Genomic DNA, 24,195 nt, shown 5'->3' with positions numbered 1-24,195 from the left:
TTGCAATGATTGTCATGTAATCTATATTTGTCTTCCGGCACCTGGGCCGTCGTTGGCAGTAGCCACCTGGGCCTCGCTGAAGGTTTTCATATCATTAACTATATGAATAGCAGCATCTGCAAGACGCATTCCTATGCAGGCCGTTATGCCTGGTATTTTCACTGCCATGTGGTACAAAGGCGGTTCAATCGGTAAAAGGAATGGCTGAATTTCCGGTACCAATTGAGCTGCATAGCTAGCCAAGGCGGTTACTGCCCTATCTCCAAGAATTATCATGGTGCGGTTGTGGGTGGCGGCAATTATGGCCCCAAGAACCGCGGAGGCTATTAGCTGCATTTCCCCAGGCAGCTGAGTCATGAAGGTACCTGGTTGGAGCTTTAGATTGCCCTGGGTGTCGCACAGCATATTTGCCATGGCATCTATTAATGCAGTGTCGTTATCTATAAGGGAAAGGCCCATGATTTGGCTCCCCAGAGAGATATTTTCCCCCTGCAGACGACCAAATTCAAAGGCATCCATCTGGGTCCTTTCTCCTGTGAGATAGGCTGCAATAGCTTCGGCTCCTGTTTGAGTGGTAAAGCTATGAATAAAAGCAGCTTGGTCCTTATCTAATGCAGCTTCCTTTTTCATGCCAATGAAAAGCATTGTTTTGGATATATCATTTGGCAGCTCGTTGGAGGTTATACCACTTAGCTGGGCGGCTATCTGTTCAATTACCCCCAAGCTGTAGATAGGCTTTGATAAATTGTCCAGCCGCATCTGACAGCGTTCCATGGCCTCCTTATCCAGGTCCGGCATGGTACGAGTATAATAATCAAAGGTTTTATCAGTCAGGGTAATGGCTATGTTGGGAATAACATCCTTTTCGATGGTATCTGCCATTAACTCTTTGGCGGCCAGGTCCTTTTGAATATTTTTAAAGGCTCTTATGGCGGCATCTAAAATGTCAGCCACAAGGGATGAACCAATGGCCTCTCCCAGCTTAATGTTTAAAGCCATAATTGGGGTAAAATCCAATTCTTTAAGGATTAAGTGCTGTCCCTGTTCTCCCGCTTTGTGGGAAGGAACAAGATAATCCTTGAGGACAGGAGCCAATCTTAAAGCTATTAGGGCAGCGGCACTGGAATTAAAGCCGTCCAGTATGGTGAGGGAATGGGACGCTGCGGCACCAAGCATAAGTCCGGCAATGGCTCCCAGCTCAAAGCCCCCTACTTTTGCCAGCACATCAATGGGATCATTGGAATTTGGGTTATTTATCGCCAGTATCTTTTCCACAGTAGCCAGCTTTGTCTTGAACCGTTCATCGGAGATATTGGTGCCTCTGCCGGTGGTGTTGGCAGGGGATTCCTCAAGGAGAGCAGCGGTAATAGCTGCACTGGAGGTGGTGTTGGATATACCCATTTCACCGGGCAGAAATATGGTTATCCCCTGTTGCTGGTGGAGCTGTTTTGCCAGAGAATAGCCGTAGTATAGGGATTTTACTGCCTGTTCTCTGGTCATTGCCGGTCCCTGGGAGGAATTATTAGTGCCGGAGGCGATATGGAAATCTATAAGTCCCGGGAGTTCCTTGGCCTTTTCACTATTTATGCCCAAATCTGCCACACAGAGATGAGCTCCTGTGAAGTCGGCAAAAACATTGGCAGCAGCACCGTGGGAAATAAGATAATTTGCCACCATGTGCAGTGTGGTTTCCGGCGGGTAGGCACTGACATTTTCCTTTGCAACACCATGGTCGGCACAGCAGATGGTGACAGCCTTTACAGGCTTGTCCTCAAATGAAGCAGAGCCCGTAGCACCGGCATACTTTTTCAATAAAAAGCGAAGGGCACCAAAATCATCCCTTTTTATGGTAGAAGTGGCAAGAATTCTTTCCACTTCATCTATACTGTCAGTATCCTTGGGAGGTATTTGAGCTATGAGAGCTTTGAAATCCTCTTCCTTTATTACGGGTAAATTCGTCATATAGCCTTGGCCTCCTGAGGGACCTGTTTGATGCTAAGGCCAATACGGCCCCTTGCTTCGTCCACGCTAATGACCAGAACGGTGACAATATCACCAACAGCCACCACATCCAAAGGATGCTTGACGTGCTTGTTACTTAATTCGGAAATATGTACAAGACCAGCGGTTTTTATGCCAATATCTACAAAGGCACCAAAGTCGGTTATATTGCGGACAGTACCACGCATAATGGTACCTACCTTAATATCAGACAGCTTTACAATGGCTTTTCTGGTAAGAGGCACTGGCAGATCCTCACGAGGATCACGGCCAGGCTTGGACAAAGCATCCAAAATATCCTTAACAGTTGGTACACCGGCATTTAAGTCCTTGGCCAGCTTTTCAGGATTAGCAATTTTTATTTTGGCCTGGAGCATTTCCAGCTGCTTTTTGTCATTTAAAATATCCAAATCGGCCCCTAATTTTGCCAAAATATTTTTGGCCAGCTCATAGGATTCAGGATGTACAGGGGTATTGTCCAAAGGCATTTTGCCCCCGCCGATACGCAGGAAACCGGCACACTGGGTGTAGGCGGCATTGCCCAGACGGGCTACCTTTAGCAGCTCTTTACGGGAGCTGAAAGGACCATTTTCATTTCTGTAGGTTACTATATTCTTGGCAATAGTGGCATTTATGCCTGCCACATGCTTCAAAAGGGCTGGGGAAGCAGTATTCAGTTCTACACCAACGTGGTTTACCGCTGATTCAATGGTCTGATCCAGAGTATTGGCCAGTTCCTTTTGATTTACGTCATGCTGATACTGGCCGACGCCAATGGCCTTTGGATCGATTTTTACCAGCTCTGCCAATGGATCCTGCACTCTGCGGGCAATGGACACTGCACCGCGGATAGTAACATCATACTCAGGCAGCTCCTCCTTTGCCAGTGGGGAAGCAGAATATACGGAGGCCCCAGCTTCGCTGGTAACTATGTAGTGGGTATCAAGTCCGTTATCCTTTATGAGCTTGGCGGCAAATTCCTCTGTTTCAAAGGAAGCAGTACCGTTGCCGATGGAAATGAGATTGACCTTGTATTTTTTGATAAGAGCCAGTGCTTTTTTTGCAGATTCAGCGGCACCTTTTTCACCATGGGTAATATAAAGAACTCCATGGTCGAGGACATGTCCAGTTGGATCTACAATAGCCATTTTGCAGCCAGTGCGGTAGCCAGGATCCAGTCCCATTACTGTAAAGCCTGCCAGTGGTGCCTGCAGTAATAGCTGGCGTAGGTTGGTTCCAAAAATATCAATAGCCTGTTTTTCGGCAGTTTCCGTAAGCTGATTTCTGATTTCTCTTTCAAGGGACGGCTGAATGAGACGCTTCCAGCTATCAGCCACAGTGTCTTTCAAAAGGCTTTGGAAAATGGAGTTACCTTTTATGAAACGCTTGCCAATGATAGAAAGAATTTTTTCCTCATCATCCTCCATTTTCACCTTCAGACATTCCAGCTTTTCGCCACGGTTAATAGCCAAGATACGATGGGATGGCAGGGTGCGCACCAGTTCCTTATATTCCTTGTACATCAGGAATACTTTGCCCTCAGCGGTGTTTTCTTTTTCCTCGTCCAAAGTGGTGGTAATAAAGGCGTTATTCCAAAGGAATTTACGCAGCTCCTGACGAAGCTGGGCATCCTCGGAAATCATTTCTGCAATAATATCCTGAGCTCCAGCCAAGGCATCCTGGGCCGTTTCCACCTCCAGCTCTGGATTGATGTATTCCGCAGCCACTTCCTCAGGAGTACCCACAGCAAGATTTTGCAGAATAATAGTGCTTGCCAGTGGCTCTAAGCCCTTTTCCTTGGCCTTCTGGGCTCTGGTGCGCTTCTTCTGCTTATATGGAAGATAAATATCCTCCAGCTCCTGTAGCTTAGTGGTTTTTTCGATGGCCAGCTGCAGCTCAGGGGTTAGTTTTCCCTGTTCCTCTATCTTGTTGATGATTTCCTCCTGGCGTTTTACAAAATTGCGGAGGTAGGTGAGGCGTTCAGAGATAATCCTAACCTTCTCCTCGTCCAGTTCACCGGTTTTTTCCTTACGGTAGCGGGAAATGAAGGGAATGGTGTTGCCCTCGTCTAAAAGCTCCGTAACAGCATCAACCTGAAATACTTTTATTTTTAATTCGTCAGCAATAATTTTACTGATATTTTCTGTTTTCATCTTGATTTATTCCTCCATCGTGTAAGCAATCGACAAATAATTATATCATATTATTTCCTTTTAAGAAAAATGAAACTATTATCCTATATTTTTATTGACATAAATGTTAAATATATGTACAATACTCAATGGATAGTAATTATCCATTAATAATTGGGAGAAGGTAGTTACGTTTTACAACTAAATTTGGAGGAAGAAGAATATGATGATGGACATGCAAAGTGTAGCAGATATACTTCGCAGTCATGGCTTTAAGGTAACTCCGCAGCGTCTTGCTGTATATGATGCGTTGCAGAATACAACTGAGCATCCTAATGCGGAAATGCTTTATAATATGCTTTTGCCAAGTTATCCGGCCATGAGTCTGGCAACTGTATATAAGACCATGGAGATATTTGATCAGATTGGTTTGGCTCAGGTACTGAATATTGGTGAGGACAGTTACCGTTACGATGCCAGAATGGAAAATCATCCACATGTGCGCTGCAACACATGTGGCCGTGTAGATGACATTATGGAGTTTGAGGATGAGGCCATTATGGAACAGGTAGCAAAGCTGTCCGATTACAAGCTGACAGGCAGACAGCTGTATTTTTATGGTGAGTGTCCTAAATGTCAGGGAAAAAAGAAAAAATATAATTAAGGAAATTTGGGGCAGGACTGGACAAGGAGTCAGTCCTGTCCTTTTCTTTTGACCTTTTTGAACATTTTTGTTATGGTATATGGGGTTCTAAACAAAATCTAATAATATTTACAGAATTTTTTCAGCAGGGCTTCTTATACTTGGCTTATAGGAGGAAAGATGCAGGTTTCGGTTTTGGCCAGCGGCAGTAAAGGAAATTGTACCTTCATTGAAATGGAGGGAAGCAGACTTTTAGTGGACGCTGGTATCAGCGCCAGGCGCATTAAGCAGGAACTCAGTAATATTGGTCAGGCCATTGAGGAATTGGATGGGGTCTTTATCACCCATGAGCATAGTGACCATATTAAGGGGCTTGCCACTTTGACAAAAAAATATGGTATACCGGTGTACAGCCGTCCGGAAACCTTTAGGGCCATGAGCTGCTACAGGGATATTCCTCAGGAGTGTATTAATCCAATTATGGATCGGGTCAGAATAAACAAGCTGACGGTAAAGGCCTTTGGAATTCCTCATGATGCGGCTGACCCTGTGGGGTACTCCATAACTGGCAGTGTAAAATGTGTGGTAGCTACTGATATGGGCTTTGTGGACAGCAATCTGCGCAGAGAGCTGGAATCAGCCAGAGTAATGATATTGGAAGCAAACCATGATGTGGATATGCTGAAAAACGGCGAATATCCCTGGCCACTGAAACGGCGTATTTTAAGCAATCGGGGCCACCTGTCCAACATTGATACGGCCTGGACACTGGTGCATTTAAAGCAAAAACCGCAAAAGGTCTTGCTGGCACATCTAAGTGAATCCAACAACCTGCCGGAATTGGCCATGAAAACTGTGCGGCAGATTCTTGATCAGCAGGGAGTTAGGAACATGGAGCTTATACTTACTGCCCAGGATAGATGTGTTAGTGTGGATTTTTGATATATTTTTATATTTTGGAGGGAGAGAAAATGATTACAAAGAAGAGAATTTTTAAGTCTTGTCTGCCAGTTGTAATGGGTCTCCTGGTAGCGGGATCGGTAATGCTGGGGGGATGCGGCAAGAACAATGTGGCCGAAGGAATTCCAGCCTCCAGTCCAAGCTATAATACCAATGTATCCGATGCCAGAAATACACCTGTGGTCAGGGCGGCCAAGAATGTGGGGCCTGCCGTAGTGGGTATTACCAATAAGGCAGTTGCCAGAGATTTCTTTTTTAACCTTCGTGACGTTGAGGGCTATGGCTCCGGTGTTATCTTCCGCAAGGATGGCTATATTGTAACCAATAATCATGTAATCGATGGCGCTAAGGAGATTATAGTATCCCTTTCTGACGGCCGCAGCCTTAACGGTAAGCTGGTTGGGGCTGATGAAATCACTGATTTGGCTGTGGTTAAGGTGGATGCAGATGATCTGCCGGCAGCAGAGTTCGGCGACTCCGATGATATTATGGTGGGAGAGCCTGCCATTGCCATTGGTAACCCAATGGGGCTGGAATTTCAGGGCAGTGTTACCACTGGCGTAATAAGTGCCGTAAATCGTGTTTTGAACAAGGGCGAAAGCAATATGAAGCTCATTCAGACAGATGCGGCCATCAATCCGGGAAATTCCGGCGGTGCCCTGGTAAATGCCGATGGCAAGGTCATTGGTATTAATTCCCAGAAAATTGTTACAAATGCTGTAGAAGGTATGGGCTTTGCCATTCCAATTAATACTGTACGTTCCGTGGTTGAGGAGCTTATTTCCCAGGGCCATGTTACCAGACCATACCTTGGGGTAAGTGTTTTTGACAAGGAGTCCGCAGCCCGTCAGGGTTATATTTTAAATGTGGATAAGGGTGTATATGTATTTAATGTATCCTTGGATGGACCTGCTGGACGTGCCGGCTTCCGTCGTGGCGATATTATCTTGGCTGTAGGTGGCACAGAGGTTAATACTGTGGGTGAGCTGCGGGCAGCCATTACTGCTCATAAAGTGGGTGAAACAGTAGAGGTTAAATATGATTCCAATGGAACCACAAAGACTGTTAATGTAACCTTGGATGCCCAGCCTGTTGAGGGTTAAGCAGAATGAAGATTAATATAGTTACCGCCGGTAAAATAAAGGAAAAATATCTGACAGAGGGAATAAACGAATTTTTGAAGCGTCTGGGGCCCTTTGCCAATGTGAAAATCATAGAGATAAGTGAAGAAAAAATGAAGGATAATCCTTCAGAGGCTGAAAAGCAGCAGACTCTGACTCAGGAGGGACAACGTCTTTTAAAGCAGGTGCCTGAGGGCAGCTATCTTATCGTATTGGATGTATACGGCAAGGAGCTTTCTTCTGAGGAGCTGGCTGCCAAAATTGACAGCTTGGGCCTGTCGGGAAAGAGCAATATAACATTCCTTATAGGAGGAGCCTTTGGCTTGTCTTCGGAGGTAAGGTCAGCTGCAGATATGCTTCTTAGCTTTTCAAAAATGACCTTCACCCATCAGATGGTACGCCTGCTTCTGGTCGAGCAGATATACAGGGCATTTAAAATAAACCGTGGGGAAAAGTACCACTGGTGATGGAAAAACAAAAAAATGGGGCTGCCTGGGCAGTCCCATTTTTAGTATCTGCGATTTACTCAATGGTAACGGAAGGTCTGTCTATAATGGAGGACAGAACGACAATAGTTTGTGTTTTGATTACACCAGTTTGTTCCTTGATACGTGTCAGAAGATTTTCCAAAGTAGTCGTATTCTGAGTGATTATTTTTAGGGAATAATCAAAGTCACCAGTGATGTAGAAGCATTCCTTGATGTCCGACTCACCAACCACAAAATTTTTAAAGCTGTCACCATGGCTAGGATTATCAAAGCTCAGATAAACCAAAGCCATAAGTTGCTTGTCCACAAGCTCAGGATTTAAAATAGCGGTATACTGCTTAATGACACCAGAAGCCTCCAGCTTTTTTAAACGTTCACTGATAGCTGGCATGGATAGGGAAATCTCAGAACTCAAAACTGAAATTGTGACACGGGCATTTTCTTGTAGGCGCTTAAGAATCTTCTTATCAATATCATCCATTTTTAACACCACCATTCTGATTACATTATACCAGTGAAAGGATACAAAAGTAAACTTTTATCTTCAAAACCATAAAATAATTCTTTAAAAAGAAAATATTCTGACATTTTATTTTGTTTAAGTGAAATTTTTGCATTTACTTTGTATTGGTGTAAAATAATAAGTTAGAATAGTATAAATTTGGGGTAGTGTAATGAAAAATAAACAGACAAAGATTCTTATAAATATTAATAGACTCACCTTGTTTCTGATGTTCCTGTTTGTGGTTACCATTGGCAGATATTTCATTTTACAGGTAATCCAGCACGATGAGATGGAAGAAAAGATTATGAATATAGCCCGGGATAACGTGGTGCGCCAATCTCCCAGAGGGAAGATACTTGATCGAAATGGCAGGGAGCTGGCCATCAGCCGCATAGCCAAGCTGCTGGTCATACGGCCGGATAAAGTTGGCAGTGAGGAGGATATCCAGGTTTTATCAGCGGAGTTGAGTCCAATAATTAATATTCCTGCAGAAACTATTGCCAACCGCATACGGGAGGGCGGTGCCTACTATGCCGTTAAGCATGGACTGGAAAGTGATGAGGAAGCGGCAATAAATCAGCTAAAAAAAGACAAGGGATATGAATGCCTTTGGATGGATGATGAGGTTAAACGATATTATCCAAACGATATGTTGGCCGCAAATATAATCGGATTTATCGGTATGGAAGATAAGGGCCTTGAAGGACTGGAATACTCCATGGACAGCATAGTAAAGGGGGATGTCCAGGAGGAGGATGTACTTACGGACATGAGGGGCCGTACCATTTTTGATTCCATTTTCTCCCATTCCCAGAAGCGTTATAAGGGAGATAACTGCAAGACAGTTACCTTAACAATAGATGCCACAATGCAGTTTATTGTGGAGCAGGTTCTGGATAAAGCAATGATTGAGAACAAGCCTCAAAATGTTACTGCCATTGTTATGGATCCTAAAACAGGTGAAATTCTGGCCATGGCTTCCCGACCAAGTTATAATCCAAATAAATTTGGTGATTATAGCATGGAGGCAATAAAAAATCGTGCTGTGTCGGATATTTATGAGCCAGGATCTACCTTTAAGTCAGTTGTGGCCGGTGCTGCCTTGGAGGAAGGCGTGGTAACACCTAATCAGACTTTCTACGATCCGGGGCGTATTAACGTATCGGACAAGCATATTCAGAACTGGAATGGTGAGAGTTTTGGTACAGTAACCTTTACGGATATTGTTAAGAATTCCATTAACACCTGCTTTGCTATGATAGGTCAGATACTTACTGGTGAAAAGCTCAACGAATATGCCAAGAAATTTGGCTTCGGTGAGCCTACAGGTGTGGAGCTGCCGGGTGAGGCCTCTGGTATGCTCTTTGAAAGTGATAAGATGGTGGATTCCGATATAGCAACCATGTCCATTGGACAGAGTATTGCGGTGACACCTATTCAGCTGTGTACAGCCATGTCTGCCATTGCCAATGACGGTGTGCTTTTAAAGCCTCATATCGTAAAAAATATCACCAATGCTGATGGTTCTATGTATAAAGAAAATGGCCGCGAGGAAGTACGTCGCGTACTGAGTTCTGCCACTGACAAGACTCTCATGGGACTGCTGGAGCAGGTAGTTGCCACCGGTGGCGGTCAGAAGGCTCAGGTTAAGGGCTATCGGGTGGCGGGAAAAACCGGTACAGCTCAGAAAATTAACAAGGACACTGCGGGCTATATGGACGGCCGTTATATTGCGTCCTTCTGTGGCTTTGCTCCAGTGGAAGATCCTCAGCTTGTGGTTCTGGTTATAATTGATGATCCTACAGCCGGTTCCTTCTACGGTGGTCAGATTGCTGCACCGGTGGCAGGGGAAATCTTTGCCCAGTTGCTTCGTTATAAACACATTGAACCATCATCTGACCCATTTGAAGATATGGATAAGAAACACAAGGAAAAGGAATCACAGCCAGCTGTCAAGACCGCTCCACCTGGAAAACAGATAATGCCTGATCTCAGTGGTATGAGTATTCGTGAGGTTTCCCAAAAGCTGGGAGAGCTGGGAATTGGGATGAATATTCAGGGGACGGGTCTTTCCACGGGCCAGAGTATACCAGCAAATACAGTAGTGGATCCGGGTACAAGCGTAACGGTTTATTTTAAGCCATAATGATATTCATATAATACCAATATACACAGGAAAGGAACATTATTATGAAAGCTAAGCTCTTTGTTACAGATATGGATGGCACCCTCTTAAATAGCCAGCGTAAGGTAACCGATGGTGTAAAGGCTGCCATTAAGAAGGCTGTGGATGCTGGGGTTATTTTTACTGTAGCCACTGGAAGAATGCATATTTCTGCCCTGCCCCATGTGAAGGATTTGGGAGTTAATGTGCCAATTATTACATATAATGGTGCCCTTGTAAAAACTGTTGATGGGGAGGAATTATTTGCCTCCTATCTGGATCGTAAGCTTGTGGAAGAGCTGGTGGAATTTGCCGAGTCGAGAAATCTTTATATTCAGATTTACAGCAATGAAAAGCTCTATTATAGAGAGGAAAATGATAAATCAGCATATTATCGCTGTGCTGCCGGTGTTAATGGCAATCCTGTGGGGGATGAGCTGGGAAAATTCATGGACAATGTGCCAAAGCTCTTGATTATGGTGGATACCCCGGAGGAAGGGGATAAAGTGGTTGATGCAATTTCGAAGCAGTTTGGTGGCCGTATAGAGGCTGTTAAGTCTACGCCAGTTTATATTGAGCTTATAAAACCGGGAGTAAATAAGGCAACAGCCATTGCTCGGCTGGCGGAGAAATATAACATACCTATGGATTCGGTGCTTGCTATTGGTGATTCCAACAATGATTTGACCATGATTCAGGCAGCAGGCTTTGGGGTAGCTATGGGCAATGCCAACGAAAACGTGAAGAAAATTGCAGAATATGAGGTGGCTGACTGTGACCATGACGGTGTTGCAGAAGCTATCGAAAGATTTTGTCTGGACTAACAGGCTGATTTTTAGAAGGAGGCTGTTATGGATAGAGATGAAAGAATGGATTTTATTATCGTAACGGGTATGTCCGGGGCGGGAAAAACCCAGGCGTGTCGCTATATGGAGGATATTGGGTATTTCGTAATAGATAATCTGCCTCCGGTGTTTATTCCAAAATTTGCCGAGCTGTGCCGTCATTCTGATGGTCATGTAAACAAGGTGGTGCTGGTAGTTGATACCAGAAGTAGGGAGTTTTTTGATACATTTATCCATGTACTGGAAAATATGGACAGGGATAATCAGCCCTATGTAATGCTGTTTATGGATGCATCCGATGCTGCCATTATTCGCCGTTACAAGGAAACTCGACGTCGTCATCCTATGGCCCCTAGCTCCAGAATTCCCGAGGGAGTTGCCAAGGAGCGTGAGAGGTTGGCCCCTATCAGAAATAAGGCTACCTACATCATTGATACCTCAGATCTGAAAAAGATTGAGCTTAAGGAAAAAATACTGAATATATTTGCCAGCAAGCCAGGGGATAAGCTCAGCACCAATGTAATGTCCTTTGGATTTAAGTTTGGTATGCCTCTGGATGCAGATTTGGTATTTGATGTGCGTTTTTTGCCCAATCCCTTTTATGTGGAATCAATGCGCCATAAGAGCGGTGCTGTGCCGGAGGTGGCCCAGTATATCGAGCAGTATCCTGTTACCAAGGAGTTTGAGAAGCATCTTGATAATATGATAGATTTTCTAATGCCCCAGTATGAAAAAGAGGGGAAGACTCAGCTGGTAATAGCTGTGGGGTGTACCGGGGGAATGCACCGTTCTGTGTTTATCGCCAAGCATATATATGACAGACTGAAGGATAAGGGGTATTTGGTGAATTTAGAACACCGTGACCTGATGAAAAATGATGTTTGGGAACACGTTCGTGAGGAATGTTAAGGAGTAACAAACAATGAATTTTTTGAAATGGTTGTATCCAGGCATGAGATTCAAGCGCTGGCTGCTGCTGTTTGCCGCCGGTGTTATGTTGGCCAGTCTGGGCATAGCAATTATGTTCAACTATAAATATATAGACAGTATAGAGGAGTCCATATTCTGGGCTGTTTATACCTTTTCCGGGGAATACACCTATACTGCCACAGCGGTTATGGGATCTGTGATGGTAGTCATAGGCTTTTTGATTATGGCTATGGCGGCCCGCTTTATTATCCAGTCGGTTATTGATGTGGTGTATCCATCATCTTCGGAGAAGCTGGTGGATTTGATTTATGAGAAACGAATGCTGGGCAAGGGACCTGCTGTTACTGTTGTGGGTGGCGGTCACGGACTCAGCGTGCTTTTGCGTGGCATAAAGGAGGTTACCACCAATGTTACAGCAGTGGTGACCGTGGCTGATGACGGTGGGTCCTCTGGCAGGCTTCGTGAGGAGCTGGGGATTATTCCACCAGGGGATTTGCGAAATTGTCTGGTGGCCTTGGCTGATACGGAGCCTTTGATGGAAAAGCTGTTTCAGCACCGTTTTGGAGGCAGCAGCTCATTGTCTGGTCATAGCTTTGGCAATCTTTTTATTGCTGCCATGGCAGAGGTCACAGGTGATGTGGAAACTGCCCTGACAGAATCCTCCAAGGTTCTGGCGGTAAAGGGACGGGTGCTCCCTGCCAGTAAGGAGCATGTACGGCTGGATGCTATCATGGAGGATGGCACCATCGTCTGTGGTGAATCCCATATTCCGGAGGTTCATAAGCGGATTCATCGGGTTAAGCTGTTCCCTGAGCATGTGGAAGCAGTACAGTCCTCTTTGGATGCCATACGGGATGCCAATGCAATCGTTCTTGGGCCTGGCAGCTTGTACACCAGTATTATGCCTAATCTTTTGGTGGAGGGCATAGGTGATGCTATTTGCCGTAGCAAGGCAATTAAGATTTACATTTGCAATGTCATGACCCAGCCCGGGGAAACCGATGGTTATACCGCATCCATGCATGTAAAGGCTATCTTGGATCACGCGGGGCGGCAGGCCATAGATTATGTTATTGTAAATTCCACTCCGGTACCTGAGGACTTGGCTCAAAAATATGCGGAAAAGGGTGCCTATCCGGTGGAGGTGGATGATGATGCACTTAATGCTCTGGGGGTAGGCCTTATTAAGGCAGACCTTATAAGTGGCAAGGATGTAATTCATCATGATTCCCGTAAATTAGCCAGCAGTGTTATGCGGGCAGTTTATGGCATAAAGGCTGGCCTTGATGAAATAAGGAAGCATTAACAGAAATTATATTAGAAGTTTGGTGAGAAATATATGCCATCTTTTGCAGCTGATGTGAAAAATGAGCTGGCCCACAAACTGGATAAAAAATTATGCTGCCAGACTGCGGAGCTGGCAGCACTTTTGCGTATGGGTGCATCCATGACCCTGGGCCCTAACATGACTCTGGGACTTAATTACGTTACTGAAAATGCGGCGGTGGCCAGAAAGACTCTGAGCTTGCTGAAGGCCACCAGCAATGTGCAGACGGAGGTAACCGTAACCAGGAGTAAGCGGCTTAAAAAGAATAACCGCTATATGGTGCGCGTGGTGCCATCGCCATTGGTTCGGCCACTGATGGAAAAGCTGGGAATGCTGGGTGAGACCGAGGGCTCCTTGGGCCGGGATAATGCCCTACTGAAGAAGGTGTGCTGTCGTCACGCGTATCTTCGGGGGGCCTTTATGGGTGGTGGCAGCATTAACAAGCCTGAAGCAGAGTGTCATCTGGAAATGGTCACTTCAAACTACGGCTTTGCGGACACCATAGCAGGAGTCCTTAAGCGTATGGGCTTTCCTGCTGGTTTTACGGACCGGAAAAATCATTATCTTATTTATATGAAAGATGGAGAGGCGATAATGGATTTCTTGTCCATTATCGGTGCCACCAAATCCTTGGATGATTTCGAGGGTGGTCGTAATCTTAAGGAAGTCCGTAACCAGGTTAATCGTTTGGTTAATTGTGAAACTGCTAATCTGCAGAAAACCGTGGATGCAGCAATTTATCAAAATGAGTGTATAAAATATTTAAGGGATGAGGGAAAGCTGGAAGGCCTAACCAAGGCCCTTAGAAAGACAGCCCAATGCAGGCAGGATAATCCCGACGCCACCTTGGCAGAACTGGCAGAAATGCTGCTTGTGACCAAGTCCTGTGTCAATCATCGGTTGAGAAAGCTGGTGGCCTTGGCGGAGGAACTGCGGGGGAAAAATAAAGAAAAAGGTGAAGATGATTGAAAAAGTATATGAGGTTTATTAAGATAGCACTGTTGGTTGTTGTCCTTGGGGCGATATTGCTTTTTGCCGGGATTCAGTATCTATTATCGCAGCCGGCTCCGGAGGGGTTCCCTATTTTGGAGTACCACATGGTACAGGAAGCGAATCCGGACAAGGCATATGAATACAACGTACCACCGGCAGAATTTGAGGCTCAGCTTGATTATCTGGAGCAGCAGGGCTACACTACCATTTCTATAAGGGATTATTTGAGAGCAAAAAAGGGGTTGCAGCAGCTGCCGGACAAGCCAGTGATTCTCACCTTTGATGATGGCTACGAGAGTAATTACACGGAGCTTCTGCCAATTTTGGAAAAGCGGGGGCTTAAGGCTACCATTTTTATGGTAGGAAATGATATTGGCAAGGAAAATTACATGTCCTGGGATCAGTTGAAGGACATCCAGCATCGTGGTGTGGAAATAGGCAGTCATACTGCTAACCATTTGCCGTTGACCAGTATGAGCCTTGATGAAGCCAGAGATGAGGTTAAGCTATCCAAGCTCTTGATGGAGTGGAATGGGGTGAATACCATTTATACCCTGTCCTATCCTAATGGCAAATATACCGCGGAATTGCTGGATATGCTGAAGGAGGAGGAGTATCTGGCGGCAGTAACTGGGGATGCAGGGCTTAATACCTTTGAAACAAATCCTTATCTTCTTCAGCGTATCAATATTCCACATCCATTGTTTGGTTTGACGGAATTTAAATGGCGCCTGTTAAAGGGAAGAATTATGACCCAATTGGGAATAAACCAGCATTAAAATTTGCATATCAAGGCAAAAAAAGGTAAAATAACTTAAGACTTTGTTTAAGGTGAGGAGGTTACCTAATATGAAGCACATTCAGACTGTAAATGAGCCTACTCTGCAGGCTACCAAGACTTCTGGCGGCTGTGGCGAGTGCCAGGCATCCTGCCAGTCCGCATGCAAGACTTCTTGTACTGTCGGCAATCAGGTTTGTGAAAGCAAGAAATAATTATTTAGTGAGAAGGGCTCCCCAGGAGGGAGCTTTTTTCTTGTGTTTTTAGGAGAGTACTGTTTTATTATGAATAATGAAATGAGCACAAAAATACATAAATTTGTCCAAAATGGCATGTATATCCTGTTGGATGTAAATAGTGGTGCAGTCCATGTAATAGATAAAATGATTTATGATATCATGGATATTTTTAATGGTAAAAACGATAATGAGGTTATAAATAACCTAAAATCTCAGTATGCGGAAAATGATTTGAAGGAAGCCCTGGATGAACTCCATATTCTCATGGACAAGAACCAGCTTTTTGCTCCTGATATTGATGTTCCGCCTACCTTCAAGGCCAAGGGCCTGGTTAAGTCCCTGTGCCTGATGACTGCCCATGACTGTAATATGCGCTGCAAATATTGCTTTGGTGATACCGGCGAGTACGGCGGTGAGCGTCAGCTCATGAACAACAAGGTGGGCCGTGCTGCAGTTGATTATATTATTGAACACAGTGGCCCTAGAAAGCATTGTGAAATCGACTTCTTCGGCGGTGAACCTCTCATCAATATGCCTTTGGTGAAGGATGTTACCGAGTATGTAAGAAAGCGTGAAAAGGAAACTGGCAAGGAATTCAAGCTGACCTTGACTACCAATGGTTTGGCTCTTAATGATGACAATATAAAATGGCTCAATGATAACAATATCAGTTTGGTACTCAGCACCGATGGCCGTCGTGAGACCCATGACAATATGCGCCCTGACTGTGGCGGTCAGCCAACCTATGACAAGGTAATGAAGAATTTCAAGAAATGTGTGGATTCCCGTAATGGCGAAAATTACTACATGCGCGGTACCTACACTGCAGAAAACCTTGATTTTACCAAGGATGTGGAAGCCATGGCGGATGCAGGCTTTGATATTCTGTCCATGGAACCGGTGGTACTGAAGGATTCTCCGTATGGTCTTACTGAGGAGATGCTTCCGGAGATTTTCGCTGAGTACGACAGACTTACTGATTTCTATTTGAAGCGTCATCGTGAAGGAAAGGGCTTCTTCTTCTTCCATTTTAATATGGACCTTTCCAACGGTCCATGCGTGGCTAAGCGTCTGGCTGGCTGTGGAGCTGGTCATGAATACTATGCAGTGGCTGCCAACGGCGACCTTTATCCATGTCACCAGTTTGTGGGCCGCAACAAGTATAAATTGGGTAATGTATTTGATGACCTTGATGAGGGTGCTGAGGATATCACCAGATATTTCCGTGAATCCCATGTTATGAACAAGGAACGCTGTAAGACCTGCTGGGCAAAGTATTTCTGCTCAGGTGGTTGTCATGCCAATGCGGATTTGTTCCATGATGATATAAGAAAGCCTTATGAAGTGGGCTGTGAAATTCAGAAGAAGCGCCTTGAATGTGCCATCGCTGTACAGGCAGTTTTGTCCATGGAAAAGATAGGAAAAAAGGATTATAAGCCTGCCAGCGTTAATTGCTGATAAAGGTGCTAAAATTATTACTTTATAGTGATTGTAAGCTTACTTTAGTATGATACATATTATTTATGCTATAGTTATTGAAGCTTATGAATTTGCGTTGACAAGGTATCTTGAATTGGTGTAATATTAACTTACTTGAAAGATAAGGGACACTAGGATATATGATTGTCATCTGTCTGCCGTTCAGGTAGATGGGTGTCTTTTTCTGACGTGTTCTCAAATTATTTTATCTATATATTTTTAGGGGGTATTTTACAAATGGCAGTAAAAGTAGCTATTAATGGTTTTGGCCGTATTGGTCGTCTGGCATTCCGTCAGATGTTCGACGCAGAGGGTTATGAGGTTGTTGCAATCAACGACTTGACCAGCCCTAAGATGCTGGCTCATCTTCTGAAGTACGATTCTTCCCAGGGTCGTTACAAGTACGCTGACAAGGTAACTGCTGGCGAGGATTCCATCACTGTTAACGGCAAAGAGATCAAGATCTATGCTTGCGCTAACGCAGCAGAGATTCCTTGGGGCAAGCATGATGTAGACGTTGTTCTGGAGTGCACTGGTTTCTACACTTCCAAGGAGAAGGCTTCTGCACATCTGACTGCAGGTGCTAAGAAGGTTGTTATTTCTGCTCCAGCAGGTAAGGACCTCCCTACTATCGTTTACAACGTAAACCACAAGGTACTCACCAAGGAAGATAAGGTTATTTCCGCAGCTTCCTGCACCACTAACTGCTTAGCTCCTATGGCTAAGGCTCTGAACGATCTGGCTCCAATCCAGTCCGGTATCATGGCTACTATCCATGCTTACACTGGTGACCAGATGACTCTTGATGGCCCACAGCGTAAGGGTGACCTCCGTCGTTCCCGTGCTGCAGCTGTTAACATCGTTCCTAACTCCACTGGTGCTGCAAAGGCTATCGGCCTTGTAATTCCTGAGCTGGACGGCAAGCTCATCGGTGCTGCACAGCGCGTTCCTACCCCTACTGGTTCCACTACTCTCCTCTACGCTGTAGTTAAGGGTGATGTAACTGTAGAGCAGGTTAACGAGGCTATGAAGAAGCAGGCTACTGAGTCCTTCGGTTACAACGAGGACGAGATCGTATCCAGCGATATCGTTGGTATGCGTTATGGTTCCCTCTTCGATGCTACCCAGACTATGGTTAGCAAGGTTGCAGATGGCCTGACTCAGGTTCAGGTTGTTTCCTGGTATGATAACGAGAACTCCTACACCAGCCAGATGGTTCGTACCATTAAGTACTTCGCTGAGTTAGGCTGATAACTCGTCATCAAAAAACAATAGTTTAAAAGATCCATTGAGGTCCGGCCTTTGTTTGGGCCGGACCTATTTTATTGACGGAGGTTTTTATTAATATGGGTATGAATAAGAAAACCATTAAAGATGTAGATCTTAAGGGTAAGAAGGTATTTTGCCGCGTAGATTATAACGTACCATTCGATGAGAATATGAATATCACCAATGATACTCGTATTCAGGCTACCAAGGAAACTGTTAAGTACATGCTGGAGCAGGGTGCAGCAGTTATTTTGGCTTGCCACATTGGCCGTCCTACCGAGGCTCGTGAGGACAAGTTCTCCACCAAGCACATCGTTAAGCGCGTATCCGAGGTTATGGGCGTAGATGTTAAGTGGGCTCCTGACTGTGTAGGTCCTGAGGCTGAAAAGGCTGCAGCTGACCTTAAGCCAGGTGAGATTCTCCTCTTAGAGAACCTCCGTTATCACAAGGAAGAGAAGAAGAACGATCCTGAATTTGCAAAGCAGCTTGCTTCCCTTGCTGACATTGCCGTAAACGATGCATTCGGTGTTTCCCATCGTGCTCATGCTGCCAACGTTGGTATTGCACAGTATCTTGAGTCCGTTGCAGGCTTCCTCATGGAAAAGGAGATTAAGTTCATTGGTCAGACCCTTGAGGCTCCAAAGCGTCCATTCGTTGCTATCATCGGTGGTGCTAAGGTTTCCGACAAGATTGGCGTTATCTCCAACATGATTGATAAGGTTGATACCATCATCATCGGTGGCGGTATGGCTCACACCTTCGATGCAGCACAGGGCTTGCCAATTGGTAATTCCATCTGCGAGAAGGATAAGTTTGAGGAGGCTCTTGGTCAGCTCAAGAAGGCCAAGGAGAAGGGCGTAAAGGTTGTTCTTCCTGCTGACCTTACTATTGCTGATGATTTCTCTGCTACTGCCAACACCAAGATTGTGGATGTTGACAAGGTTCCAGAGGGTTGGGAAGCTCTCGATTCCGGTCCTAAGACCTGCGACCTTTATGTAAAGGCTCTTGAGGGTGCAAAGACCGTTATCTGGAATGGTCCTATGGGCGTATTTGAGTTCGATGCATTTGCAAAGGGTACTCTGGCTGTTGCTGAGGCTGTTGCCAAGGCTACTGAGAATGGTGCAACCTCCATCGTTGGTGGCGGTGACTCCATTGCGGCTCTGAAGAAGACTGGCCTTTCTGACAAGATTTCTCACATTTCCACTGGTGGCGGTGCTACTCTCGAGTTCTTAGAGGGTAAGGAGCTGCCAGGCATCGCAGCTATAGCAGACGCATAAATGCTTGTCTTTTCACTGCATAGCTTTGTCAACCTTCGGAAAAATTCCTCGACGTACCAGTTATGTACGACTGTGGATTTTTCCTTCGTGTTTTCGCGCTCTGCGGCGAAAATCCTACGCATTGTGATTTGTCTTTTCACCGCATAGCTTTGTCAAGCCTTCCCCTTTGGGGAAGGTGTCAACGAAGTTGACGGATGAGGTATTTTAACGTTTAACCGATAAATATATAGATAATTTGAGGAGGATATAATTATTATGGCACGTAGACCTATTATTGCTGGTAACTGGAAGATGAACAACACTATCGCTGAGGGCGTTAAGCTGGTTAAGGAGCTGGCTCCATTGGTAGCTGACGTTGAGGCTGTAGATGTAGTAGCTTGCCCAACTGCAACTGCTCTGGCAGCTGTAGCTGATGCTTGCAAGGGTACCAAGATTCATGTTGGTGCACAGAATGTTCATTGGGAGCCAAAAGGTGCTTTCACTGGTGAAATCTCCACTGGCATGCTGAAGGAAATCGGCGTAGAGTATGTTGTACTTGGTCATTCCGAGCGTCGTGATTACTTCGGTGAAACTGATGAGGGCGTTAACAAGCGTGCTCGCGCTGCTTATGCTGCTGGCATTACTCCTATCATCTGCTGTGGTGAGTCCCTGGAAATCCGTGAGGCTGGTACTTACATCGACCATGTTGTAAAGCAGATCAAGGCTGCTCTTGATGGCTTCTCCGCTGACGAGGTTGCTAAGCTGGTTATCGCTTATGAGCCAATCTGGGCTATCGGTACTGGCAAGACTGCTACCTTCGAGCAGGCTGAGGAGGTTTGCAAGGCTATCCGTGAGGCTGTAGCTGAGGTATTTGGTCAGAGCGCTGCTGATGCTATCCGCATCCAGTATGGCGGTTCTGTAAAGCCTGCTACTATTAAGGATCTCATGGCTCAGCCAAACGTTGACGGTGCTTTGGTTGGTGGTGCTTCCCTGAAGGCTGCTGACTTCTCCGCAATTGTAAAGTTCTAATTTAGAGGTTGATAAAATAATGGCAAAATTAAAAAATGCACCTGTTGCATTAATTATCATGGATGGCTACGGAAACGGCAAAACCTGTGATCCAAACAATGCTATCCAGATAGCTAAGACTCCTGTTATTGATAGTCTCAGACAGAATTTCCCATCCACCCATATTCAGGCTTCTGGCGAGTTCGTTGGTCTCCCTAATGGACAGATGGGTAACTCTGAGGTTGGTCATACCAACATTGGTGCCGGTCGTATTATTTATCAGGCACTGACCCGTATCACCAAGGCTATCAAGGATGGTGATTTCTTCAAGAATGAGGCTCTGGTAAGTGTTGCTGATCAGGCTAAGGCCAATGGCGGCGCTCTCCATCTCATGGGTCTCGTTTCCCCAGGCGGTGTACACAGCCATAGTGAGCATCTCTATGGTCTCTTACAGTTCGCTAAGAACCAGGGCTTCAAGGATGTATATGTTCATGCATTCCTTGATGGCCGTGATGTTGATCCTTCCTCCGCAGCTGAATATGTTGCAGAGCTGGAGTCTAAGATTGCTGAAATCGGTTGTGGTAAGATTGCTTCCCTGTCCGGTCGTTATTATGCAATGGACCGCGACAACCGCTGGGATCGTGTACAGAAGGCTTATGAGGCTATTGCGTTGGGCAAGGGCGTTGCTACTGATGATGCAGTAGCAGGCGTTAAGGCATCTTATGCAAATGAGGTAACTGATGAGTTCGTAGTTCCTGCTGTTGTAGGTGACTACAAGGGTATGAAGGATGGAGATGGTGTTGTATTCTTCAACTTCCGTCCTGACCGCGCCCGTGAGCTGACTCATGCATTTACTGATGTTGAGTTTAGCGGTTTTGAGCGCAAGGTTCTGAAGCTCTCTTTTGTTACCATGACTCAGTACGAGGAAGGCCTTAATGTAAAGGTTGCATATCCGCCTGAATCCATCACCAACACCCTTGGTGAGGTTATTTCCAAGAATGGTATGACCCAGCTGCGTATTGCAGAAACTGAGAAGTATGCCCACGTAACCTTCTTCTTCAACGGTGGTGTTGAGGAGCCTTATAAGGGTGAGGACCGTATTCTGGTTCCTTCTCCAAAGGTTGCAACCTATGATTTGCAGCCTGAAATGAGTGCTATTGAGGTTACTGACAAGGTTGTGGAGGCTATTAAGTCCGGCAAGTATGATTTCATCATTCTGAATTATGCTAACGGCGATATGGTTGGCCACACTGGCGTTATTGAGGCAGCTGTAAAGGCTGTTGAGACTGTTGATACCTGCGTTGGCCGCTTTGTTGAGGCTATTCGCGAGGTTGGTGGTGAGGTATGCATCACTGCTGACCACGGTAATGCAGATCAGATGGTTGACCCTGAGACTGGTGCACCTTTCACCGCTCATACAACCAACCCTGTACCATTCATCGTTGTATCTGACCGTGTAGGCTGGATAGCCAGCGATGGTGCTCTCTGTGATATTGCTCCAACACTGCTTACCCTGGCAGGCATGGAGATTCCTGCAGAGATGACTGGTACTCCAATGGTTAAGCTGAAGTAATAAAGCTGCCATTTAGATGTGTTTGAAGGTGTATAGTGGCCCGGACCTGGCTTTAGGGCCACTTGGCACTGAGTATTATATTATTAGCGAAGAGAGGAATACAAAATGATTTATTATGATAAGCATGTTGAAGACATGACTTGCATTGCAAAAGAAGTAAACCATGGTCCAGCTCCAATTCCTGAAGAGGGCAAATGGGTACAGTCTAAGGAAATTAAGGATATCAGCGGTCTGACTCACGGTATCGGCTGGTGTGCTCCTCAGCAGGGTGGCTGCAAGCTGACTCTGAATGTTAAGGATGGTATCATCGAAGAGGCTCTCATCGAGACCATCGGTTGCTCTGGTATGACTCATTCCGCAGCTATGGCTGCTGAGATTCTCCCAGGCAAGACTATTCTGGAAGCTCTCAACACTGACCTGGTTTGCGATGCTATCAACACTGCTATGCGCGAGCTGTTCCTGCAGATCGTTTATGGCCGTACTCAGACTGCATTCTCTGATAATGGTTTGCCAGTTGGCGCAGGTCTGGATGACCTTGGTAAGGGTCTCCGCAGCCAGGTAGGTACTCTGTACTCCACCAAGCTGAAGGGTGCTCGTTACCTCGAATTAGCTGAAGGTTATGTTACCAAAATGGCAGTTGACAGTGAAGATCGCGTAATCGGTTACGAAGTTGTTCACCTTGGTAAGGCTATGGAAGCTATTGCTAATGGCATGGATGCCAACGAAGCAATCAAGAAGAACACCTCCACTAAGGGCCGTTACGCAGATGCTGCCCGTTACATCGATCCTCGTAAGGAATAATTTGAGATAACGAACAGGAAGGACTGAAAATAAAATGGCATTATTTGAAGGCTATGAGCGCCGTATTGACGGTATTAATGAAGTTTGCAAGAAATATGGTATTGCTTCCATTGAAGCTGCTGCTGATATTTGTAAGGAAAAGGGTTTCGACCCAGCTGCTATCGTAACTGATCTGCAGCCAATCTGCTTCGAGAACGCTAAGTGGGCTTACACTCTTGGTGCTGCTATTGCTATCAAGAAGGGCGTAAAGACTGCTGCTGATGCTGCAAGAGCTATCGGCGAGGGTATTCAGGCATTCTGCGTACCTGGTTCTGTTGCTGACCATCGTAAGGTAGGTCTGGGCCATGGTAATCTGGCTGCTATGCTCCTCACTGAGGATGCAGAGTGCTTCGCATTCCTGGCTGGTCACGAGTCCTTTGCTGCTGCTGAGGGTGCTATCGGTATTGCTCAGACTGCAAACAAGGTTCGTAAGAACCCTCTCCGCGTAATCCTTAATGGTCTTGGTAAGGATGCTGCTCAGATTATCTCCCGTATCAACGGCTTCACCTATGTTCAGACTCAGTATGACTACAAGGCTGGCAAGGTTAACGTTGTTAAGGAAGTTAAGTACTCTGACGGCCCTCGTGCAGCTGTTAAGTGCTATGGTGCTGATTCCGTTCCAGAGGGTGTTGCTATCATGCATCTGGAAAAGGTTGATATCTCCATCACTGGTAACTCCACTAACCCTACCCGTTTCCAGCATCCAGTAGCTGGTACCTACAAGAAGGAGTGCACCGAGCAGGGTAAGAAGTACTTCTCCGTTGCTTCCGGTGGCGGTACTGGCCGTACTCTGCATCCAGATAACATGGCTGCAGGTCCTGCTTCCTATGGTATGACTGATACTCTCGGCCGTATGCATTCCGATGCACAGTTCGCTGGTTCTTCTTCCGTACCTGCTCATGTTGACATGATGGGCCTCATTGGTGCTGGTAACAACCCAATGGTTGGTATGTCTGTTGCTGTTGCAGTTGCTGTTGCAGAGGCAATGAACAAGTAAGATTTGCTTACATAAATAAAATTAGGGCTTCCGCTTTGGCGGAGGCCCTTTTTGGTATTTGAAAATAAGCATAAAAGGTATATGCCATGTGTGATTGCCTTTCACCCAACTGAATTGCTAAAAATATTGTTTTCCTTTAAATAAATATCTTGAAAAATTACAACTCGCTACGCTCAAACAAGTAATTTTTCGAGATAACTCTAGTATGGAAAAAATATTTTCTATACACAATTCAGTCTAATGTTCAAGACAATCAAACATGGCACTAGTATTGTAGTTATCATTTTAAATGGCAAGAGCCAATGACTAGAGCAATTAGGACATGGGCCGTAAAAAAGTCTTTTTTACGTACCTTAATATTAGTGGAAAAAATCATTTGTTTGAGCGAAGCGAGTTATGATTTTTTTCACTATATAATCGGAAAAAAGAATTTTAGGCTCGTGGCCGACGCTCTAGTCATTAGTTCTTGCCATGTATATTTTGGTATCAAAAAAGCTCAAGGCAGAAAGCCTTGAGCTGAATTTTCTGGTGACGCGTAGGGGATTCGAACCCCTGAAGCCGCCGTGAGAGGGCGGAGTCTTAACCACTTGACCAACGCGCCGTTGACAAGGAATATAATACCTCTTTTAAAGGAACTTGTCAAATAT

At 45.4% G+C, this 24,195-nt stretch carries 21 protein-coding genes and 1 tRNA gene; 18 read left to right on the top strand and 4 right to left on the bottom strand.

All coding sequences use genetic code 11. The features are described from left to right. Positions 1-21: 21 nt before the first annotated feature. Both T355_RS14235 and T355_RS0110565 read right to left on the bottom strand, forming a co-directional pair. Positions 22-1,962: a nicotinate-nucleotide--dimethylbenzimidazole phosphoribosyltransferase gene (locus T355_RS14235; protein WP_051555539.1), complete on the bottom strand. Its 1,941-nt coding sequence runs from the start codon at positions 1,960-1,962 to the stop codon at positions 22-24. Continuing rightward, positions 1,959-4,154 carry a Tex family protein gene (locus T355_RS0110565; protein ID WP_027397733.1) on the bottom strand — a complete coding sequence of 732 codons (2,196 nt, stop codon included), beginning with the start codon at positions 4,152-4,154 and terminating at the stop codon, positions 1,959-1,961. Before T355_RS0110565 ends, T355_RS14235 begins: the two co-directional genes overlap by 4 nt. Before the next feature lie 205 nt (positions 4,155-4,359). Between T355_RS0110565 and T355_RS0110560 the strand changes: the two genes are divergently transcribed. From T355_RS0110560 to rlmH, 4 genes are all read left to right on the top strand, one after another. Beyond that, positions 4,360-4,797: a Fur family transcriptional regulator gene (locus tag T355_RS0110560; RefSeq protein ID WP_407639843.1), complete on the top strand. Its 438-nt coding sequence runs from the start codon at positions 4,360-4,362 to the stop codon at positions 4,795-4,797. A 159-nt stretch (positions 4,798-4,956) separates the two neighbouring features. Then, positions 4,957-5,718, top strand: coding sequence for an MBL fold metallo-hydrolase (locus tag T355_RS0110555; RefSeq protein ID WP_027397731.1), 762 nt, complete (start codon positions 4,957-4,959; stop codon positions 5,716-5,718). Positions 5,719-5,747: 29 nt separating this feature from the next. Beyond that, the gene (locus tag T355_RS0110550; protein WP_051555538.1) at positions 5,748-6,839 is read left to right on the top strand and encodes a S1C family serine protease; all 1,092 of its coding nucleotides are present in this window, start codon (positions 5,748-5,750) and stop codon (positions 6,837-6,839) included. Between the two features lie 5 nt (positions 6,840-6,844). After that, positions 6,845-7,324: a 23S rRNA (pseudouridine(1915)-N(3))-methyltransferase RlmH gene (gene rlmH, locus T355_RS0110545; protein ID WP_027397729.1), complete on the top strand. Its 480-nt coding sequence runs from the start codon at positions 6,845-6,847 to the stop codon at positions 7,322-7,324. A 55-nt stretch (positions 7,325-7,379) separates the two neighbouring features. Here the strand turns inward: rlmH and T355_RS0110540 are convergent, their stop codons facing one another. Continuing rightward, complete coding sequence (locus T355_RS0110540) at positions 7,380-7,826, bottom strand: Lrp/AsnC family transcriptional regulator (protein WP_027397728.1); 447 nt, start codon at positions 7,824-7,826, stop codon at positions 7,380-7,382. Between the two features lie 193 nt (positions 7,827-8,019). Between T355_RS0110540 and T355_RS0110535 the strand changes: the two genes are divergently transcribed. The 14 genes from T355_RS0110535 (at position 8,020) to T355_RS0110470 (ending at position 23,548) form a co-directional block, all read left to right on the top strand. After that, positions 8,020-9,996 carry a penicillin-binding protein gene (locus T355_RS0110535; protein WP_027397727.1) on the top strand — a complete coding sequence of 659 codons (1,977 nt, stop codon included), beginning with the start codon at positions 8,020-8,022 and terminating at the stop codon, positions 9,994-9,996. 44 nt (positions 9,997-10,040) lie between these two features. Beyond that, complete coding sequence (locus tag T355_RS0110530) at positions 10,041-10,838, top strand: Cof-type HAD-IIB family hydrolase (protein ID WP_027397726.1); 798 nt, start codon at positions 10,041-10,043, stop codon at positions 10,836-10,838. 27 nt (positions 10,839-10,865) lie between these two features. Then, a complete protein-coding gene (rapZ, locus tag T355_RS0110525; RefSeq protein ID WP_027397725.1) occupies positions 10,866-11,768 on the top strand; it encodes an RNase adapter RapZ in 903 nt (300 codons plus the stop codon). Between the two features lie 13 nt (positions 11,769-11,781). Continuing rightward, entirely contained in the window at positions 11,782-13,095 is a 1,314-nt protein-coding gene (locus tag T355_RS0110520) for a gluconeogenesis factor YvcK family protein (RefSeq protein ID WP_027397724.1), read from the top strand. A 33-nt stretch (positions 13,096-13,128) separates the two neighbouring features. Continuing rightward, positions 13,129-14,085, top strand: a complete 957-nt coding sequence (gene whiA / locus T355_RS0110515) for a DNA-binding protein WhiA (RefSeq protein WP_027397723.1) — start codon at positions 13,129-13,131, stop codon at positions 14,083-14,085. Continuing rightward, positions 14,082-14,888 carry a polysaccharide deacetylase family protein gene (locus T355_RS0110510; protein WP_231483025.1) on the top strand — a complete coding sequence of 269 codons (807 nt, stop codon included), beginning with the start codon at positions 14,082-14,084 and terminating at the stop codon, positions 14,886-14,888. Before whiA ends, T355_RS0110510 begins: the two co-directional genes overlap by 4 nt. 70 nt (positions 14,889-14,958) lie before the next feature. Further along, positions 14,959-15,102: a six-cysteine ranthipeptide SCIFF gene (gene scfA, locus T355_RS15045; RefSeq protein ID WP_071997203.1), complete on the top strand. Its 144-nt coding sequence runs from the start codon at positions 14,959-14,961 to the stop codon at positions 15,100-15,102. A gap of 81 nt (positions 15,103-15,183) precedes the next feature. Beyond that, positions 15,184-16,584 carry a thioether cross-link-forming SCIFF peptide maturase gene (scfB, locus tag T355_RS0110500; protein WP_027397721.1) on the top strand — a complete coding sequence of 467 codons (1,401 nt, stop codon included), beginning with the start codon at positions 15,184-15,186 and terminating at the stop codon, positions 16,582-16,584. A 258-nt stretch (positions 16,585-16,842) separates the two neighbouring features. Next, a complete protein-coding gene (gene gap, locus T355_RS0110495; RefSeq protein ID WP_027397720.1) occupies positions 16,843-17,856 on the top strand; it encodes a type I glyceraldehyde-3-phosphate dehydrogenase in 1,014 nt (337 codons plus the stop codon). A gap of 101 nt (positions 17,857-17,957) precedes the next feature. Beyond that, entirely contained in the window at positions 17,958-19,151 is a 1,194-nt protein-coding gene (locus tag T355_RS0110490) for a phosphoglycerate kinase (protein WP_027397719.1), read from the top strand. A gap of 255 nt (positions 19,152-19,406) precedes the next feature. Further along, positions 19,407-20,159 (top strand): triose-phosphate isomerase, encoded by a 753-nt coding sequence (gene tpiA / locus T355_RS0110485; RefSeq protein WP_027397718.1) that lies wholly within the window; start codon positions 19,407-19,409, stop codon positions 20,157-20,159. A 19-nt stretch (positions 20,160-20,178) separates the two neighbouring features. Then, on the top strand, positions 20,179-21,711 hold the full coding sequence (gene gpmI / locus T355_RS0110480) for a 2,3-bisphosphoglycerate-independent phosphoglycerate mutase (protein ID WP_027397717.1): 1,533 nt from the start codon (positions 20,179-20,181) through the stop codon (positions 21,709-21,711). Between the two features lie 105 nt (positions 21,712-21,816). Further along, positions 21,817-22,512, top strand: coding sequence for an iron-sulfur cluster assembly scaffold protein (locus T355_RS0110475; RefSeq protein WP_037330118.1), 696 nt, complete (start codon positions 21,817-21,819; stop codon positions 22,510-22,512). A gap of 34 nt (positions 22,513-22,546) precedes the next feature. Further along, positions 22,547-23,548, top strand: coding sequence for a GGGtGRT protein (locus T355_RS0110470; protein ID WP_027397715.1), 1,002 nt, complete (start codon positions 22,547-22,549; stop codon positions 23,546-23,548). Between the two features lie 526 nt (positions 23,549-24,074). Here T355_RS0110470 and T355_RS0110465 read toward each other — a convergent pair. Then, positions 24,075-24,149, bottom strand: a tRNA-Glu gene (locus T355_RS0110465). Positions 24,150-24,195 lie beyond the last annotated feature (46 nt).

Source organism: Anaerovibrio lipolyticus LB2005 (assembly GCF_000621545.1).
GTDB lineage: Bacteria > Bacillota > Negativicutes > Selenomonadales > Selenomonadaceae > Anaerovibrio > Anaerovibrio lipolyticus_A.
This window is presented reverse-complemented; position numbering and strand designations above follow the sequence as displayed.

What these genes read in the sequence shown, in the direction of transcription:
- T355_RS14235 (WP_051555539.1), bottom strand. Translation starts at nt 1,962, where the DNA reads ATGACGAATTTACCCGTAATAAAGGAAGAGGATTTCAAAGCTCTCATA.
- T355_RS0110565 (WP_027397733.1), bottom strand. Translation starts at nt 4,154, where the DNA reads ATGAAAACAGAAAATATCAGTAAAATTATTGCTGACGAATTAAAAATA.
- T355_RS0110560 (WP_407639843.1), top strand. Translation starts at nt 4,360, where the DNA reads ATGATGGACATGCAAAGTGTAGCAGATATACTTCGCAGTCATGGCTTT.
- T355_RS0110555 (WP_027397731.1), top strand. Translation starts at nt 4,957, where the DNA reads ATGCAGGTTTCGGTTTTGGCCAGCGGCAGTAAAGGAAATTGTACCTTC.
- T355_RS0110550 (WP_051555538.1), top strand. Translation starts at nt 5,748, where the DNA reads ATGATTACAAAGAAGAGAATTTTTAAGTCTTGTCTGCCAGTTGTAATG.
- rlmH (WP_027397729.1), top strand. Translation starts at nt 6,845, where the DNA reads ATGAAGATTAATATAGTTACCGCCGGTAAAATAAAGGAAAAATATCTG.
- T355_RS0110540 (WP_027397728.1), bottom strand. Translation starts at nt 7,826, where the DNA reads ATGGATGATATTGATAAGAAGATTCTTAAGCGCCTACAAGAAAATGCC.
- T355_RS0110535 (WP_027397727.1), top strand. Translation starts at nt 8,020, where the DNA reads ATGAAAAATAAACAGACAAAGATTCTTATAAATATTAATAGACTCACC.
- T355_RS0110530 (WP_027397726.1), top strand. Translation starts at nt 10,041, where the DNA reads ATGAAAGCTAAGCTCTTTGTTACAGATATGGATGGCACCCTCTTAAAT.
- rapZ (WP_027397725.1), top strand. Translation starts at nt 10,866, where the DNA reads ATGGATAGAGATGAAAGAATGGATTTTATTATCGTAACGGGTATGTCC.
- T355_RS0110520 (WP_027397724.1), top strand. Translation starts at nt 11,782, where the DNA reads ATGAATTTTTTGAAATGGTTGTATCCAGGCATGAGATTCAAGCGCTGG.
- whiA (WP_027397723.1), top strand. Translation starts at nt 13,129, where the DNA reads ATGCCATCTTTTGCAGCTGATGTGAAAAATGAGCTGGCCCACAAACTG.
- scfA (WP_071997203.1), top strand. Translation starts at nt 14,959, where the DNA reads ATGAAGCACATTCAGACTGTAAATGAGCCTACTCTGCAGGCTACCAAG.
- scfB (WP_027397721.1), top strand. Translation starts at nt 15,184, where the DNA reads ATGAGCACAAAAATACATAAATTTGTCCAAAATGGCATGTATATCCTG.
- gap (WP_027397720.1), top strand. Translation starts at nt 16,843, where the DNA reads ATGGCAGTAAAAGTAGCTATTAATGGTTTTGGCCGTATTGGTCGTCTG.
- T355_RS0110490 (WP_027397719.1), top strand. Translation starts at nt 17,958, where the DNA reads ATGAATAAGAAAACCATTAAAGATGTAGATCTTAAGGGTAAGAAGGTA.
- tpiA (WP_027397718.1), top strand. Translation starts at nt 19,407, where the DNA reads ATGGCACGTAGACCTATTATTGCTGGTAACTGGAAGATGAACAACACT.
- gpmI (WP_027397717.1), top strand. Translation starts at nt 20,179, where the DNA reads ATGGCAAAATTAAAAAATGCACCTGTTGCATTAATTATCATGGATGGC.
- T355_RS0110475 (WP_037330118.1), top strand. Translation starts at nt 21,817, where the DNA reads ATGATTTATTATGATAAGCATGTTGAAGACATGACTTGCATTGCAAAA.
- T355_RS0110470 (WP_027397715.1), top strand. Translation starts at nt 22,547, where the DNA reads ATGGCATTATTTGAAGGCTATGAGCGCCGTATTGACGGTATTAATGAA.